This is a genomic window from Endothiovibrio diazotrophicus, assembly GCF_054657215.1.
In genome coordinates, this window is sequence record NZ_BAAHXB010000004.1 from 89,841 (window position 1) to 105,149 (window position 15,309).

The 15,309-nt window shown below is 66.3% G+C and carries 20 protein-coding genes; 8 read left to right on the plus strand and 12 right to left on the minus strand.

Annotation, left to right across the window (positions count from 1 at the left end; all coding sequences use genetic code 11):
• The first annotated feature begins 185 nt into the window (after window positions 1-185).
• A complete protein-coding gene (locus tag ACYQ2W_RS02270) occupies window positions 186-491 on the plus strand; it encodes a DUF6916 family protein (protein WP_459862965.1) in 306 nt (101 codons plus the stop codon).
• 98 nt (window positions 492-589) lie between these two features.
• Here ACYQ2W_RS02270 and ACYQ2W_RS02275 read toward each other — a convergent pair whose 3' ends face one another.
• The 4 genes from ACYQ2W_RS02275 to ACYQ2W_RS02290 all read right to left on the minus strand — a co-directional run bounded on the left by ACYQ2W_RS02275 (window position 590) and on the right by ACYQ2W_RS02290 (window position 2,940).
• A complete protein-coding gene (locus tag ACYQ2W_RS02275; protein ID WP_459862966.1) occupies window positions 590-1,198 on the minus strand; it encodes a GNAT family N-acetyltransferase in 609 nt (202 codons plus the stop codon).
• 91 nt (window positions 1,199-1,289) lie between these two features.
• Window positions 1,290-1,829 (minus strand): phage tail protein, encoded by a 540-nt coding sequence (locus tag ACYQ2W_RS02280; RefSeq protein ID WP_459862967.1) that lies wholly within the window; start codon window positions 1,827-1,829, stop codon window positions 1,290-1,292.
• A gap of 28 nt (window positions 1,830-1,857) precedes the next feature.
• On the minus strand, window positions 1,858-2,379 hold the full coding sequence (locus tag ACYQ2W_RS02285; RefSeq protein WP_459862969.1) for a phage tail protein: 522 nt from the start codon (window positions 2,377-2,379) through the stop codon (window positions 1,858-1,860).
• Between the two features lie 27 nt (window positions 2,380-2,406).
• Entirely contained in the window at window positions 2,407-2,940 is a 534-nt protein-coding gene (locus tag ACYQ2W_RS02290) for a phage tail protein (RefSeq protein WP_459862970.1), read from the minus strand.
• Window positions 2,941-3,681: 741 nt separating this feature from the next.
• Between ACYQ2W_RS02290 and ACYQ2W_RS02295 the strand changes: the two genes are divergently transcribed.
• The 3 genes from ACYQ2W_RS02295 to ACYQ2W_RS02305 all read left to right on the plus strand — a co-directional run bounded on the left by ACYQ2W_RS02295 (window position 3,682) and on the right by ACYQ2W_RS02305 (window position 7,280).
• A complete protein-coding gene (locus tag ACYQ2W_RS02295) occupies window positions 3,682-3,969 on the plus strand; it encodes a lasso peptide biosynthesis PqqD family chaperone (protein WP_459862971.1) in 288 nt (95 codons plus the stop codon).
• Between the two features lie 138 nt (window positions 3,970-4,107).
• Window positions 4,108-6,009 (plus strand): asparagine synthase-related protein, encoded by a 1,902-nt coding sequence (locus ACYQ2W_RS02300; RefSeq protein ID WP_459862972.1) that lies wholly within the window; start codon window positions 4,108-4,110, stop codon window positions 6,007-6,009.
• Complete coding sequence (locus tag ACYQ2W_RS02305; RefSeq protein WP_459862973.1) at window positions 6,009-7,280, plus strand: sugar-transfer associated ATP-grasp domain-containing protein; 1,272 nt, start codon at window positions 6,009-6,011, stop codon at window positions 7,278-7,280. Before ACYQ2W_RS02300 ends, ACYQ2W_RS02305 begins: the two co-directional genes overlap by 1 nt.
• Here ACYQ2W_RS02305 and ACYQ2W_RS02310 read toward each other — a convergent pair.
• Both ACYQ2W_RS02310 and ACYQ2W_RS02315 read right to left on the minus strand, forming a co-directional pair.
• A complete protein-coding gene (locus ACYQ2W_RS02310) occupies window positions 7,244-8,104 on the minus strand; it encodes a sulfotransferase domain-containing protein (RefSeq protein WP_459862974.1) in 861 nt (286 codons plus the stop codon). The two genes, ACYQ2W_RS02305 and ACYQ2W_RS02310, sit on opposite strands and share 37 nt — an antisense overlap.
• A gap of 3 nt (window positions 8,105-8,107) precedes the next feature.
• Window positions 8,108-9,010, minus strand: coding sequence for a hypothetical protein (locus ACYQ2W_RS02315; RefSeq protein WP_459862976.1), 903 nt, complete (start codon window positions 9,008-9,010; stop codon window positions 8,108-8,110).
• A gap of 134 nt (window positions 9,011-9,144) precedes the next feature.
• Between ACYQ2W_RS02315 and ACYQ2W_RS02320 the strand changes: the two genes are divergently transcribed.
• The gene (locus ACYQ2W_RS02320; protein ID WP_459862977.1) at window positions 9,145-9,735 is read left to right on the plus strand and encodes a hypothetical protein; all 591 of its coding nucleotides are present in this window, start codon (window positions 9,145-9,147) and stop codon (window positions 9,733-9,735) included.
• Entirely contained in the window at window positions 9,732-10,607 is an 876-nt protein-coding gene (locus tag ACYQ2W_RS02325; protein ID WP_459862978.1) for a 2OG-Fe(II) oxygenase, read from the plus strand. The genes ACYQ2W_RS02320 and ACYQ2W_RS02325 overlap by 4 nt, the downstream gene beginning before the upstream one ends.
• Window positions 10,608-10,657: 50 nt before the next feature.
• On the opposite strand, the gene ACYQ2W_RS02330 is transcribed toward ACYQ2W_RS02325, so the two are convergent.
• The 4 genes from ACYQ2W_RS02330 to ACYQ2W_RS02345 form a co-directional block, all read right to left on the minus strand.
• A complete protein-coding gene (locus ACYQ2W_RS02330) occupies window positions 10,658-11,068 on the minus strand; it encodes a phytanoyl-CoA dioxygenase family protein (RefSeq protein ID WP_459862980.1) in 411 nt (136 codons plus the stop codon).
• Window positions 11,069-11,078: 10 nt separating this feature from the next.
• Window positions 11,079-11,396 (minus strand): type II toxin-antitoxin system RelE/ParE family toxin, encoded by a 318-nt coding sequence (locus ACYQ2W_RS02335; RefSeq protein WP_459862981.1) that lies wholly within the window; start codon window positions 11,394-11,396, stop codon window positions 11,079-11,081.
• Window positions 11,393-11,647, minus strand: a complete 255-nt coding sequence (locus tag ACYQ2W_RS02340) for an antitoxin (protein ID WP_459862982.1) — start codon at window positions 11,645-11,647, stop codon at window positions 11,393-11,395. The genes ACYQ2W_RS02335 and ACYQ2W_RS02340 overlap by 4 nt, the downstream gene beginning before the upstream one ends.
• Window positions 11,648-11,791: 144 nt before the next feature.
• Window positions 11,792-12,826 carry a phytanoyl-CoA dioxygenase family protein gene (locus tag ACYQ2W_RS02345; RefSeq protein WP_459862983.1) on the minus strand — a complete coding sequence of 345 codons (1,035 nt, stop codon included), beginning with the start codon at window positions 12,824-12,826 and terminating at the stop codon, window positions 11,792-11,794.
• A 106-nt stretch (window positions 12,827-12,932) separates the two neighbouring features.
• Here ACYQ2W_RS02345 and ACYQ2W_RS02350 point away from each other — a divergent pair, with 106 nt between their 5' ends.
• Window positions 12,933-13,124 (plus strand): hypothetical protein, encoded by a 192-nt coding sequence (locus ACYQ2W_RS02350; RefSeq protein WP_459862984.1) that lies wholly within the window; start codon window positions 12,933-12,935, stop codon window positions 13,122-13,124.
• Between the two features lie 162 nt (window positions 13,125-13,286).
• On the opposite strand, the gene ACYQ2W_RS02355 is transcribed toward ACYQ2W_RS02350, so the two are convergent.
• Together ACYQ2W_RS02355 and ACYQ2W_RS02360 are read right to left on the minus strand one after the other, a co-directional pair.
• Entirely contained in the window at window positions 13,287-13,424 is a 138-nt protein-coding gene (locus ACYQ2W_RS02355) for a hypothetical protein (protein WP_459862985.1), read from the minus strand.
• Window positions 13,425-13,488: 64 nt separating this feature from the next.
• The gene (locus ACYQ2W_RS02360; RefSeq protein ID WP_459862986.1) at window positions 13,489-13,743 is read right to left on the minus strand and encodes a CCDC90 family protein; all 255 of its coding nucleotides are present in this window, start codon (window positions 13,741-13,743) and stop codon (window positions 13,489-13,491) included.
• Between the two features lie 88 nt (window positions 13,744-13,831).
• On the opposite strand from ACYQ2W_RS02360, the gene ACYQ2W_RS02365 reads away from it, so the two are divergent.
• Entirely contained in the window at window positions 13,832-15,232 is a 1,401-nt protein-coding gene (locus ACYQ2W_RS02365; protein ID WP_459862987.1) for an MBL fold metallo-hydrolase, read from the plus strand.
• Window positions 15,233-15,309 lie beyond the last annotated feature (77 nt).

Here is a 15,309-nt window from a genome sequence, read left to right on the forward strand (position 1 = left end):
GGGGGGGGGCACGCCCGTTTCGGCCGCTGCACGTGTATCGCCGAGCGTCTCTCGCGGCCGCGAACGGCGCCCGGAAATCGCCCCCTTTTTTTCACGTAACCGCGGCTTTACACGGCGGTCGGGGGGCGGCTATTCTAACGATCCAACACCGACAAACAGCCCGTTTAAGCCGAGGGAGGCATCTGATGGACCTGAGCAAAATCACCCACGCCGATTTCGAGAAATGCGTCGAGCAGGAGTTTACCTGCACCGTCAATAACGGGCAGATGAAATTGACGCTCACCCAGGTGCGTATGGCACCCGCCGACCGCAAGGCCCCGGATGCGAAGCGCGAGCCGTTCTCGGTCTTCTTCAAGGGTGAGCCGACGCAGTATGCGCCCCAGGCCACCTACAACGTGAAGAACGACACCTTCGGCGATGCCGACATCTTCATCGTGCCGGTGGCGGAGGACGACAAGGATTGCGTCACCTACCAGGCGGTCTTCAACTGATCCGGACCTGATCGGGTGAAGAGAAAAAAGGCGCCGTCAAGGCGCCTTTTTCGTTTGCGGCCCTTTCCCTTTCCGCGGGCCCACTGCATCCGTGATTGTCAGTTGGACGGAGCGCTATCCCAGCCGTCGCGGATCCAGCCGAAATCGGGCAGCGGGGCGGGCTTGAGGTCGGCGTTCCATCCCGGATGTCCCTCCGGAAACCAGTGCATCAGCCAGTAGGGGCCCTCCTGGCCGGTCACCAGAAAACCTTCCCGGTTGTAGAGCCGTAGCGCGGGGTTGAGGTGTTCGACGTGGATCGAGACGCTCTGCCCGTTCTCCCGGCCGATCTCTTTCAGCTGGCGCAGCACCGCCGAGCCGAGGCCGCGGCCGCGCCACCCCTCGCCGAACTGGATATCGACGATGCGCAGGTCGTCCGCGCGCCGGTCCAGCAGCAGCCGCCCGATCACCTCCGTGCCGGCGACGAAGACGCCGAAGTCGGTATCGACGAAGTAGGTGGCGTAGTGGTGGTGCTGCAAGTCGAACTGCTGCTCCAGGAAGGCGGTCTTTTGGGCGTCGTTCCAGTCCTCCAGGCGCGCCATCTCGTCCCAGCGGCCGGAGACGAAGATGCGTTTCAGCGCCGGCAGGTCGTCGTCGGTCATCTCGCGGAAAGCGACGCCCCGGGCCAACAGCAGGGCGGGCAAGGGGATGGGGTTGAATACGTGGGGCATGGTCGCAAGGGCTCGAAACGGTGGGACGGGTGCGTCGGAAAAGAAAGGGGCGGAACCGCGAACGGGTTCCGCCCCGGGCCGCCAACCTCGCTCAGGAGCGTGGCGGATAGTAGCCGTCGGTACAGATGCAGAAGTTCACGGCCAGCCAGGGCTGGGTGTTGACATGCCCCTCGCTGGCGCCGGTGACGCTGACCTGCTGAGGGGCCATGTTGACGTAGTCGGTGCCATCGGGGGCCTCATAGCACAGGGTGGCGTTCGGATAGACTTCGGTATTGAAAGCGGGGTACAGGCCTTCGGGATTGGTGGATTCACCGGGGCCTTTCCGCACGTTTACGTCGTGATCATGGCTCGGGATCTGGCCGGTGGTCAGCTGGATCTCGGAATAGCCTCCGGTCTGTCCCTGGATGCGGGGAGTCAGGCCGGGGCCGGTGCCATTGCCCATCGGCACCCGGCCGAGCATGTTCGGCAGGGCGAAGGTGGAGCGCCCGTCGCCACCCCAGGTGATGCCGAGCAGGGAGTAGAGGGCGGGATTCTGTTGGATCGGATAGATCTGCCCCTCACAGTAGGCCCAGTCTTCCGGGGCGAAGTAGTAGGGCAGTATGCGGATCTCCGCAAGAAACGGGTCAGCCATGATGAATTCTCCTGATAATTGATGTCGGCTACGAGCGTTTCGGGTAGACGCCTTTGATGCACATGAAAAAGGGCACCACTGCGAAACGCATCAGGTTGCTGTGCTCTCCCCCGCTGCCTGTCGGCAGCAGAAAGGCGTCGTTGAACTGACCCATCCGGTTGCTGACGTACTCCCCGTAGGACGTGTAGGTCGTTTTGCAGAATACGTTGTTCGTGGGGAGCTCGTTGGTCGCCGCGCCCGAGTTCGCCATCAACTCATGGTTGTGGTTCGGGATCTGGTCGATGTCCAGGGTGACGCCTTCCACCCCGAACATCTGCCCCTGGAGGCGCGGGGTCAGGCCGAGCCCGGTTCCGCGGTGCATCGGGATACGGCCGCGCAGGTCGGGTACGCCGAAGTTGGTCCGCCCGTCGCCGCCGTAGGCGGTGCCGACCACCGAGTAGAGGTCTTCGTATCCCGTAATGGTCATCAGCTGACCGTAGCAGGGGGTCCACTTCTGCGGGGTGTATTGGATGGGGAGCATTCGAATCTCGCCGAGAAATCCTTCAGTCATCTTGTTTTCTCCTGGAAATCGGGTGGGTTAGCCGCGCTGGGGATAGAGGCCGGCCAGCGAGATGCAGAACAGCAGGACCGTGCTGGGCTGGACGTTGGCGTGCGACTGACCGCCGCCGGTGGGGGAAATGCAGCCCTGCGCCATCTCGACGAGGTTGGCGGGGGGGGCGCTCCAGTTGTTCGTAGGCTGGTTCGTGACGGCGTCGATCGCTTTGGCGGGGACCCTGCTTACGCCTGCTGCAACAACGCCGTCGGCGGTGACGCCTTGGGCGGTGTGGCGGTGGGCGGGCAACTCATCTTGGCTAAGGATGACCGTCTCAGAGCCGCCGAAAAAGCCCTGTTGGTAGAAGGGATAGTCGCCGCTGGGGTGGACCGGGACGCGGCCGCGGAAGTCCGGCAGTTTGAAGGTGGTGTTGCCGTTGCCGCCGAACTGCTCCTGGAGCAGCGAGAAAAGCGCGGCGTTTTGACTGATCGGCAGCTCCTGGCCGTCGCAGACGGACCAGTCCTCCGGCGCAAAGTTGATCGCGAAGAGTTTGATCTCTCCGATGAAAGGGGTTGACATAGGGGCGTCTCCCTGACTTGATTGTTCGTTGGTGTGGGGTGGTGGGGCCGGCCGGTCCCAGGTTAGCGGAGCTGACCGGTCGTTCGGAGTATCCGCACGCTCTTTGGCGCTGTCAACTCGTTGGGAGTGCGCGCCTGCGGGTCGGTCTTCCGACGCATTTTCCGCGCCGTTGGATACGCCTTCCCGGCGTGTCATTTGCACGACGGGGTAGCGGTGTCGCTTGTGATTTCCCGCGTCGTTTCTTTTCGCTGCCGCCCCACCGTTGGCGACGGTGTAGGCGTCGCTGGTCTCGTGGTACTCTTTGGTGCCCTCTTTCGGTATCCTGTGCGCCGATCCATCCGAGCCTGAGACTATCAACAGGTTTTGATGGTGAACCGCATTTTTCGCTATGATGGTCGGCGTTCGCGGGACTGGTCTTGAGGCTTGGACGTTCAGGAGGAAGTCAAAATGAAACAACAGTGTAATAACCGTCCGCAAGGGGAAGTCGACTCCGCGCCCCACCCCGAAGCTCCCCCCTATGCTGCCGTGGAGCGCCGGCAAAAGCTGCGCTATGTCCCCCCATCGGTATGCAAGTTGGGAGTAGGCGCCACGGAGGGGAAATCCCCCAGCCCCGGCGAGACGGGAGGGCCTGCATACGGTCCCAGTTGACGACATGCCTTTCCTGGCGTGTGCTGTCGGTTGCCGGAGCACAGCTCCCCACTTTGAAATTGTTAACCAGTCGTGTCCAACAACGGTCCCCCAATGTCTGCATCCGACTCGCTCGTCTCTTATGTCCGCTCCCCCGATCTGGTCGCCGCCGACATGGATGGCGATACGGTGATGATGAGCATTGAGCGAGGCGAATATTTCGGCATCGGCGGTGTCGGTTCACGCGTCTGGCAGTTGCTGGAGCACCCCCTCTCCATCGAGGAGATCGTCCGCGCCGTTTGCGCGGAATTCGATGTGGACGAGGCCACCTGCCAAGCCGACATGATCGCCTTCATCGGCGAACTTCAGGCCCATCGATTGATCAGCACGGTCCCGCGTTGAGATGACCTGCGGGATTCCGCGTCGATACGCCTGCGACGCGAGGCGGTTGGTTCCCAGGGGCCGCTACGTTGATGGCGCTACCTCCTTCTCCCGGTTGAATCCCCCCCTCCGTACTCCGCAGGCATAAGGCACTCTAAGATGTTTGCCGGCCTGTTCGCCCGGTTCGGGGCATCGCCCCCAACGAGCTGGATCGATCCGCAGCGCTGGCTTCAGCGCCTCCACCCCTTCCTGGCGCCGGACCTCGCCGGCCATTGGTCGCGGGCGCCGGCCCTGCTGGTGGAGTCCCAGCGCTTCAATCTCCCCTGGTCGAGCCACGCCACGCAGGCCCCGTGGCGCGAGGGGGCGCTGGCGGTGGCTTTCTGGGGGCGGCTGGACAACCGCGCCGAGCTGGCCCGGCAGGTGGGCGTCGACGCCGGCCGTCTGGCCACACTCCCCGATGCCCCGCTGGTCGCGGCGGCTTGGCGCCGCTGGGGCGAAGGGTTGCCGGAGCGGCTGCTGGGTGACTTCGCCCTGGCGGTCGTCGACACCGAGGCCCGCACCCTGTTCCTGGCCCGCGATCCCCTGGGGGTGAAACCCCTCTACTACTGGCCCTCGGATCGGGGCCTGCTGTTCGCCACCGCCGCCGCTGCGTTGCGCGGCCTGGAGGGGCTGGAACCCACCCCCGACCTCGACTGGATGGCGCGCTACCTGGTCGGCCTCTCCAAGAGCCATGAGCGCACCGGCTACCGGGAGATCCGCAAACTCCCCGCCGGACACTGCCTGGTCGCGGACGGCGAGGGGCGAACCCGCCTGCGCCGCTGGCATGCCTGGCGTGATGACGCCCCGCCTGCCGTGCGGCGCGATCCGCAGTGGCTGGAGGCCTACGGCGATGTGCTCGACGAGGCGATCCGCTGCCGGGTGCCCAGCGACTACCCCCTGGGCAGCGAAAACAGCGGCGGCGTCGACTCATCCACCGTCATCGCCTATCTGGCCCGCGAACTGGATGATCCCGCCGAGCGCCTGCATGGCTTCGGCTTCGCCTATTGCGAGCGGGAGCCGGCCTTCATCCTGGAGAACTGCTGGGCGAGCGGGATCCGCCACAACTATCTGATCACCGCCCCGGAGGCCTTCGACGGGGTCGACTCGGCCAGCCAGTTGCGCGGCCTCCAGGTGCTGGGTTACCCGGAGGAGCACGGCGACGGCACCGGCTATGCCCCCTTCTACCAGGAGTGCGGGTTGCGTGGCATCCGCACCCTGTTCTCCGGTTTCGGTGGCGACGAGGTGGTGACCAACCCCGGCTCCCAGCTGCGCATGGAGCTGCTCGACCGGCACGCCTACGGCGCCTTGTGGGGAATCCTGCCGGGCAATCCGCTGACCCGCCTGTTGCGGTTGGGCAAGGCGGCCACCCTCGGCCGTCGCAGTCCGGACTACCGGCCCGATTTCCTCCGCACCTGGACCCTGCGCTGGCCCCACCAGGCGTTGCGCCCCGAGGTGGTGGAGCGGCTCGGTCTGCATCGCGAGTACCTGGAGACGGCCCGCTACGACGCTCCCTACCGACGGATCAACCAGTGGATCGTCGACGGCCTGCTGCAGATGCCCTACATCCCCACCCGGCTGGAGAACAGTACCTTGGTGGCCGCCTCCTACGGGGTCGACTACCGCTGGCCGCTGTGGGATGTGCGCCTGGTCCAGCAGTACCTCTCCACGCCGAGCATCGAAAAGGTTGGCCCCGGGGGAGTCGGCCGCTATCTTCACCGCCGCGCCATCGACGGCACGGTGCCCCGGCGGGCCGTCTGGGCGTCGAACAAGGATATGGGCTATGCGGCCCCGCTTGAGAGGCGGCACGATCGCGGCGTCGTCAGCGCCAGCGAGCGGGCCCGCCGCCACGAGGCCCGCCTGCACCCGGCGCTGGAGGAGCTGCTCGATCGGGAGAAGTGGCGCGAGCAGATCGAACGGGCGGCCCGGGGCAAGGTCCCGGCCGATTTCCGTATTCCCTTCCGCCGTACCAGCCGGGCCGTTCGCTGGCTTAACCACTGGCTGTACGGGGAGCCGGTGGACTAGTGGCCACCTGGAGCCGGCGGATCCGGGCACTGCTGCGCACCCCCCTGCCCCACGGCGTGGTCAGCTGGCGCTATCTCTGGCCGGGTGCGGATGAGCGGGTTCGTCTGCACCGCCGGCTGTGGTGGGAGGCCCGGCCCCACTGGCCGCGAGCGGTGTGGCTGGCGGTCGAGCTGTGGCTGTGGCTGCGTTGGGTCGGTTTCTCCGGCTGGCGGGCGGTGTGGCGGGTGTGGCGAGCCCGGAGCGGCGAGACCGAAGCCCGCGGCGGCCTGTCGCGCGCGCGTCAGTTGGCGCGGCTGGTGGCCCTTTCGCTTGGCCACGGCATCCCGCCCGGCGAGGTCTACCGCTACCGTCTCCTTCTCGATCCGGCGCGGGCATGGGACTATGTTTTCGTCCCGGAGGTCGCCGCCTATCACCGGTGGCGTAATCGGGGCCTGGGCGGCGGGCGGGAAGCGGTGGCGTTGCTGGCGGACAAGCCGCGGTTGGATGAGGTGCTGGCGGCGCTGGGGGTGCCGACGGTTCCGACCCTGGCCTGCGTTCCCCGGGGCGGTGATGCCGCGTTCTCCTCCTGGCTGGCGAAGGGGGGGCGGCTGTTCTGCAAGACCCGCTCGGGCAACCGGGGGATCGGCGCGTTCACCGTATGGCGCCAGGGCGAGGAGCTCCGGGGGCGGGGATTCGACGGGCAGCCGCTGAGCGATCCCGCGGCGGTCGAGCTCGCTTGGCGGGCGTTGCGCGGGCAGGACGACGCCCTGGTCCAGCCCTGCCTGGAGAACCACCCCGCGCTGGCGCCCCTGGCGGTGGGCGGGGATGCGATTACCCTACGCTACATTTCGCACCGACTCGGGGAGCGGGTGAAATGTCTCTGCGCCACCCTGGAACTTCCGGCCGGCTGGGATCCGCGGAGAGGCCGTCCCCGCTATCTAATCCTGCCTGTCGCGCCCGATGGCGGCGGGATCCTGCCGTTGCCCGGAGGTTTTCCGCTGGATCGGGCCGGGGAGGAGCGCTACACCGCGGTGATGGAGCAGCTGGCGCCGGAGACGCCGGTACCTCACTGGCCGGAGCTGGTGGAGGCCTGCCACCGCGCCCATGGGCGGTTTCCGCAGTTGTGGGCCATCGCCTGGGATTGGGTGGTGACCCCGCAGGGGCCGCGGCTGCTGGAGGGCAACAGCGGTTGGGAGGTGGCGACGCCGCAAATGCTGCGGGGCGGGTTTCTGCACGCGGAGGCGGACCCGCATGCTCAGCCGGATAGCGGGTTCCCTTCCCCGTCCAGATAGCCGAACCGTCGCATCACCTCGCCATGGTCGGCGATGAGTCGCCGCACCTGGGCCTCGTCGAGCTGTTCCCGCCAAGTGCCGCTCCTGCCGCGGCGGAAGAAGCGCACGTCCTGGTGTGGCTTTTCCTTGAACCTCTTCTCATCCTCCTGGCGGGCGAGCTCCCGGAAGTCGCTGAAACGGATCGCCTTGGCGACCCGCTCGGCGGAATCCGGCAGCCCGAGAAAACGGGCCGCGCGGGTGAAGGTGGGCAGCGGGTCGGCGAGCAGGTCTTCGTAGCGGACGATCTGGCAATTGAGACCGGGGGCGTCGACCCAGCTCAGGACATGCTCGGACCAGCTGAGCAGCCGCTGCCTGACCTGGTGGTGCAGGCCCCTGCGCGGATCGCACAGCGTGTAGTTCCGGTCGCCCATCCGTTCGATGACCTGATCGATGCTGCTCCGGTTGTGGTTGGCGTAAGAGGGGGCGACGTCCAGCGGGTTGCGCAGGAGGTACAAGGCGCCGAGTGTCCCCTCACGGCTGACCAGCGGTTCGCCGGCGGGGGTCCGGGTATAGGCGTCGTGGATCTTGTGGTAGCTGACCTCCGGGTCGTGGAGGGACCAGCGGTAGACCGCGGGCCGCAGCTGCTCCACCTCGTCGGGATTCAGTTCGGCGGTGTCGAAGCCGAGCACCTCGTCGAGCCACATGCGATCGCTGGCGATCATGCCGGTGGCGAGTTCGTTGATGTCCACCGGGCGGTCGCCGTCCTCCAGCAGATTGCTCAGGAAGATCCGGAACCAGGTGTTGCCCGATTTTGGGTAGGAGGCCAGCCAGTAGATGCCGCCCATGTTTCAGGGGTTCGCGGCGATGTCGGCGAGGAGGGCGTCGATCATCGTATCGAGGTCGAAGTTCGCCCGGGGGCGGGTGATCCGGGCAAGATGGATGCGGGCGGCCAGCTGGCCGCACAGCTTGAGGTGCTCCGGCTTCAGGGCCATGCCGTTCAGGAAGCGCATGCGGTAGGTGTTTTTGTACAGCGGTCCGAAGCGATGCATGCCCTGGATGGGGTCGATCCGCAGGGCATCGACATGCTCGCTGTTCAGGATGTAGACCCAGCGGATGGGGAGCGGTTCGCTTGCGCCGTCGGTTACCACCGGGAGGTTGAACTTCTCGAAGCCGGGCCGGAGGCGGCGCAGCCCCGCCGTGTCGATGGCTAAGTAGTCGGCCACGTCCCGCCACAGCTTGATGCGCGGGAAGCCCGGCAGGGCGCGGCAGCGGGCGTCCACGGGGACGACGTCGTCGGCCAGGATCGGGTAGCCCCGCTGCATGAATCCGGCCGCCAGGGTGGATTTGCCGGCGCCGGAGGGACCGGCGCAGACCAGACACTGGTCGCCGATGCGGATCGCGTTGCCGTGCAGGACCAGGAGACCGCGCTGGAACAGCAGCGCCCCGAAGGCCGAGCCCAGCAGGAAGGTCCGCAGGCTCTCCTCGTCGATTCCCGCCTCGGGGTCGACGCGGATCTCGCGCCCGCGGGTGACCAGGAAACGGGCCACGCCGGTGATGTGGAGCCACAGCGCGTCGCGGCTGGCCCACAGGAACGGGCCCAATTGCTCGCCGCCGGCCAGTCCCTCGGGCGCGATCGCGCCGAAGCCGATCCGGACGTCGGCCTCCGCCTCTTCCCGGCCTTCCGGCAAGGCGATCAGTTCAGGGAGTGCCAATTCGCTGGCGATGACGAGACCGTAGGACGTATAGAGCATCGGCGCATTATACCCGCGTGCATGTCACCGATTGCATCGCACATCCTCGCGGTGGATACTGCCGGGGACCAAAGCAACTCATCCGTTTCCGCAACCCTATGGCTCCACTCGGCGAGTTTCTTCGCGCAGATTATGTGCACATCTCCCGCCTGCTCTCCCCCGAGATGACCGCGCTCGCCTACGACTACGCCATGCTGCGGATGACCCGGGGGCAGCTCGACAATGACGCCTTCACCGGCCGGCAGAGGTGCTCGAAGTACGCCGATCCCCTCTTCGAGACGTTGCTGAGCCACATCCGGCCGCGCATCGAGGCGCTCACCGGGAGGTCGCTGCTGCCCACCTACTCCTATCTGCGTATCTACACCCGTGCCACGGATCTGCCGCGGCACGTCGACCGTGAGGCCTGCGAGTTCACGCTGACGGTGACCCTGGGATACGAGGCGCCCTCGCCGTGGCCGATCTGTCTGGAGAGCGGCGGCGAGGCGATGTGCGTCGAACTGCCGCCCGGCGACGGTCTGCTGCTGCTCGGTCGCGAGGTGCCCCATTGGCGCGAGCCCTTCAGCGGTACCCACCACGCCCAGGTCTTCTTCCACTTCGTCGATCGCGACGGCCCGCTGGCGCAGTGGCGTTACGACCGGCGGCCGGGCACCGGTTTTGTATCCAAAGTGGCTGCCGCCGATCCCACCCCCGCCCTCGACCCCGTTGCCGCGGACGATGAGCCATGAATGTCACCTACGACGATGTCTGTGATTGCGCCGAGATCCTGCATGAGCGGGCGTTGGCGGTCCTGGTGCAGCGTCTGGCGGAGCGGCCCGCGGACGGCGGGCTGCGCTGGCGGCTGGCGGAGATGCTGCGCTGCACCGGCGATTTGAGCGGGGCGCTGCGGGAGTATCGCCGGCTTGCCGAGGAGGGGCCGCGGCGGGAGGCTGCGGGCTACGTCGCGGGGCTGCTGGCGGGCGATGCGAGCGGTGCCGGGCAATACGATGAAGCGGCAGCGCCGGCGCCCTTCGTGTTGCTCGACGAGGCGCTCGACGAGGCGCAGCGCTCAAGCTTGTGGGGGGTGGTGGAGGAGCAGCGCAACGCGTTTACCTCCTCGCGCGTCTTCCGCTACGACAATGCCTACGGGGTGGTCTCCGCCGACCGGGTCTCCCGTGGCCTCCACCGCGGTGAGTTGCGCGGGATTCGTGACTGGTATACGGAGCGGTTGGGCCGGCTGATCGAACCGTGTCTCGCCACCCTCGGCATCGCGCCGTTTGTGCCGGCCCGCTGGGAGTTGCACCTGCTTTCCTATGGCGATGGGGACCACTTCTCGATCCATACCGATACCCTCGCCAGGGAGGGGGGCACCCGCCGGGCGGTGACGGCGGTCTACTACTTCCACCGCACCCCGCGCCGCTTTACCGGTGGTGACGTGCTGCTGTTCGATACGGATCGTCGCGCGGGGCAGATGGAGACACGCTTCACCCGGCTCACCCCCGAAGACAACAGCCTGCTGATCTTCCCCAGCGACTGCTACCACCAGGTGACGCCGGTCCATGGACCGGCCAACCTCGAAGAGAGCCGCTTTGCCCTGGTCGCCTGGATGCACCGCGGTTAGGGGCTCGCGAAAGGGCAACCTCCTGTTGTCGATAGCCTATATCCGCCGATTCACTCCCAGACCGGATTGGTCGGAAAGTCCGGCGGATAGATCTTGATGTACTGCGCGACCCGCGGGTGGTGGGCGAGATTGCGGCTGCTGCCGTGGGGCAGCTCGTGCCGCCAGATGATCAGGTCGCCGGCCCCCGCGGCGATCGGAACGGCCTCCAGTTCCCGTGCCGCCGCGCGCGGGTCTTCCGCGGGATCGAGGTCCCGCAGCCATTCGCCGATGCGGCGATGGAAGCCGGGGACGCACTGGAAGGCCCCCTGCTCCGCGGCGACGTCGTTCAGGTAGAGAATCCCCTGCACGCCGAACGGCATCGGCTGATGAATGCTCGAATCCCAGTGCAGGGCGCTCGGGCCGGAGAGGTCGACGCTGATCCGCGGGCACTGCGTTGCGCAGAACGACGTAACCGTGTTCATCGGTGATGCTTCACCTGTTCAGCCTATCGTTCAATCGAGTTATCAAGTCCATACGCTCGTGGAAAATCGCCACGATCAACGCCGGCGCTTTTTCGCGCGGCAGACAGAACACGTAGTGATGTTCACATTGCGCCATGCGTAGCGATGGATAGAGCGCGTCCATGTCTTCGATAGCCCCCTGACCGGCTGCGAGGCGGGCAATTCCCTGTTCCAGAGCGGCAACGTATCGGCGTACCTGTGCATTTCCCCACCGCTTGCGCGTGTAGCGGATGATGCTGCGCATGTCGGCTTCCGCCGCCGCCGTCAGGATGTAATCGGGTTGGCTCAAGTGCGGTTGTCTTCGGCCAATTCTTCGTCGAGCATTTCACCAATGCTGTGGCGGGACACCTTCCCGGCCAGCCCGTCGTTGATGCGTTCGCCCAAGATGACTTTCAGTTCCTCCCATGCCTGGTCGCCATTCGCATCGCCGGGGAATAGCCGTTCGAGTGCGTATTGCTTAATCGTCTTGCCTTGCAGAGCAGCCAGCGCTTTCAAGTTCTGATGCTGCTGGCTGGTGATGTCGATGGTTAAACGGCTCATGTGTATTTGCTCCATAAATTCCCACAAACCCACATTAGCACAAATTACGCCTTGCGATTATCGTCATGATTTGTGTTATGGCCGTAGCGCTTCGCCCGCTGCACCGGCGAGGAGATCGTCGGCAGGCGACGGGGGGGCGCCGATTCACTCCCAGACCGGATTGGTCGGAAAGTCCGGTGGATACATCTTGATATACTGCGCGACCCGCGGGTAGCGGGCGAGATTGCGGCTGCTGCCGTGGGGCAGCTCGTGCCGCCAGATGATCAGGTCGCCGGCCCCGGCGGCGATCGGAACGGCCTCCAGTTCCCGTGCCGCCGCGCGCGGGTCTTCCGCGGGATCGAGCTCCCGCAGCCATTCGCCGATGCGGCGATGGAAGCCGGGGACGCACTGGAAGGCCCCCTGCTCCGCGACGACGTCGTTCAGGTAGAGAATCCCCTGCACGCCGAACGGCATCGGCTGATGGATGCTCGAATCCCAGTGCAGGGCGCTCGGGCCGGAGAGGTCGACGCCGTCGTTGCGCAGCGGGCGATTGAGGCTCGCGCGGTCGACGCTCATCAGCAGGTTCTCCGTGCCCCAGAGCTGGGCGAACGCCTTGTGGATGCGCTTCGATCCGCGATTGCGGGCGAGTGCGGGATGGTGGAACAGTGCGGCCCAGAAGGCGTGCGAGGCGTCGTACCAGGTCTCGGGCCGTTGCGGGTCCATGCCGAGGAACTCCCACACCGCAAGCTCCGCGGCGCGTGCGTCCTCCGCGGGTACCGCGTTGCGCAGCACGACGTAACCGTGCTCTTCCCAGAAGGCCAGGTCGTCGGCGGAGAGCACCGGATCGGCGATCGGCGTCGGCAGGGGGTAGTCGTGGTGGGGCCGGTCGAGGCAGTCGGCGACGGCGCGGTTGACGCGCGCGACCGTTGCGCCATCGACCTCACCGCCGAGCGTATCGCGGATCCACTGCTCGAACGCCTCGAAACTCGGCCGCTCCCGGAAGAGGAACTGGTCGGGTTCGACGATCCCCAGCCCCAGTCCGTCCTGCAGGATCAGGTCCAGGTTTTCATCCCGCGGACCCATCGTCCGTTGCCCCCCGTTTTCCAGCATGTCGAGTCGCCCGCGCCAGAAGCGCTTCAGACAACGCACGCCGAGTGTGCCGCTATCCCCGGCGTCGATCTCCCGTTCCTCGTGATCCATCCCCTGCCCCCCATCGGATTGCCGCATCGAAACAGACGTAGTGTCCCGGCCGATCTTATCCAAAAAAGGCCAGTCGGCGCGATGGTTCAGAAGACTGGGCAACCGGTTGGGCGAGTTCGTGGAGGAGCAGGTGATGCCCTGTGCCCTGCGCCTCATGCAGGAGTGGGGGATCGAGGTCCATGAGACCTACCCGCGGGCGCGGGCGAAGCGCGACGGACGCAGTGCCGAGATCGATCGGTTGCTGGTGGGAGATGGGATGCGCTTGGCCAACGGGGCGGGATTCCAGGCCCGCGCCTAGGAGCCTGTCGGACTATGGGGGATCGAGTTGCGGGAGTGGGAGGGCGGCACCAATTTTTCGAAAATTCGAGGAGAATAGTGAGCTATTTGACGAGGATTTTCGGAAAAGGGCAGGGCCGCCATCCCGCTTTCGCGGCCGATTCATCCATAGTCCGACAGGCTCCTAGGAGCCGGCATTCAGAGAATGCCTGACCAGGGTGGCGACCAAGGCCGCCTGGGCAAGCAGGAGGCCAGCCATCCATTTGATCAGATCGGCCTTCAATTCGGCGGCGCGATAATCCAGGTACTCCTTGGTGACCAACTCGGCAAGCCTGCGCTCTTCAGTTTGTGGACGAATTTGAGCGTATCGAAAGTGATGGTGGCCATTATGGAAAGAGGTGTTTGAGGATCGGTAGGACGTTGACCGCGGCGACCAAGGCCAACATCCATTTGATGAGCTTCATCTCCCCGTTGATGCGGGCTTCCATCGTCTCCATGCGAGTATCGAAGTGCTCCTTGGTAACCAGGGTGTCCTGGGCTTCGGCGAGCACGCGAACCACGACTTCCGCTTGTTGTTCGTTGAAGCCGGCATCACGAAGCCGTCGTGTGAAGTCGAGCGTGTCGAAGGTCACCGTAGTCATGGGACGCAAAATAGTGTCGCGGTGAACTTGAGTCAAACCGCTGCGGTTGTTAACGTCCCGACTCGCTATTTCAGCAAGGAGGCTGACGATGTTCGAGATCCTGCACCACGGCGCGACCCGCGGGGTGACCGGCTCCTGCCACGAGTTGGTGGTGAGCGATGATGAGTCGGTGCTGGTCGATTGTGGTCTGTTCCAGGGCGATGAGCGGGGCGACGGCGGGGGAAGCGCGGCGGGGCCGGAGATCGATTTCGACCTGCGCCGGGTGCGTGCGCTGGTGGTGACCCACTGCCACCTCGATCACTGCGGTCGCCTCCCCTACCTGCTGGCCGCCGGCTTCGACGGCCCCATCTACTGTTCCGAACCCACCGCGCTGCTGCTGCCGGAGATGTTGGAGGATGCGCTGAAGATCGGGTTCACCCGCGACCGGCGGCTGATCGAACGCGTCCTCGAGCTGATCCGCTCCCGTCTGCGCCCGTTGCCCTACGGTCGGCGCACGTCCATCGGCAAGACCGCCGCGGCGTTGGAACTGACGTTGCAGCCGGCGGGCCACATCCTCGGTTCGGCCTACCTCCGTTTCCGCCTGCGCGATGCCGGCGGGCGCCCGTGGAACGTGCTCTTCTCCGGGGATCTGGGCGCGCCCTACACGCCGTTGTTGCCGGCGCCGCGCGTCCCCTACGGTTGCGACCAACTGGTGTTGGAGAGTACCTACGGCGACCGCCTCCACGAGGGGCGCAAGGCGCGCCGCGAGCGGTTGCGGTCGGTGGTGGAGCGCTCGCTGCGCGACCGCGGTACGATCCTCATCCCCGCCTTCAGCATCGGCCGTACCCAGGAGCTGCTCTATGAGCTGGAGCAGTTGATCCACCGCCACCGCGACCGCCGGCTCGCCGATGGGATGGTGTGGGATGACCTGGAGGTGGTGGTGGACTCGCCGCTGGCGGCCCGCTTCACTGCCGGTTACCGGGCGCTGGCGGAGTATTGGGATCGGGAGGCGAAGCGCCGCCGGGCCGCCGGCCGCCACCCGCTGGCCTTCGAACAGGTGACGGTGATCGACGATCACGCCGACCACCTGCGCACGGTGGAGTACCTGCGCCGCCGTGCCCGCCCCTGCGTGGTGATCGCCGGGGGCGGGATGTGTTCAGGCGGTCGGATCGTCAACTACCTCAAGGCGCTGCTCGGCGATTCGCGGACCGACGTGCTGTTCGTCGGCTATCAGGCGGCGGGGACCCCCGGCCGGACGATCCAGCGTTACGGGCCGCGCCACGGGTGGGTGGAACTCGATGGTGAGCGCTACGACATCGCCGCCGGGGTTCACACCCTGAGCGGCTATTCCGCCCATGCGGATCGCGACGACCTGATCCGCTTCGTTCGCCGGATGCGCCGCAAGCCGCGGGAGATTCGCCTGGTCCATGGTGACGACGAGGCGAAGCGGGCGCTGGCCGGAGCGCTCCGCCCCCACTGTCCGGGGGCCGAGATCGTTGTTCCGGGGTAACGGCCTCCCCTGCCAGCCGATCAGGCGGCCGCCGCTACGCTCATAGGCGTAGGTCGGCGCTACCGCGCCGACGCGAA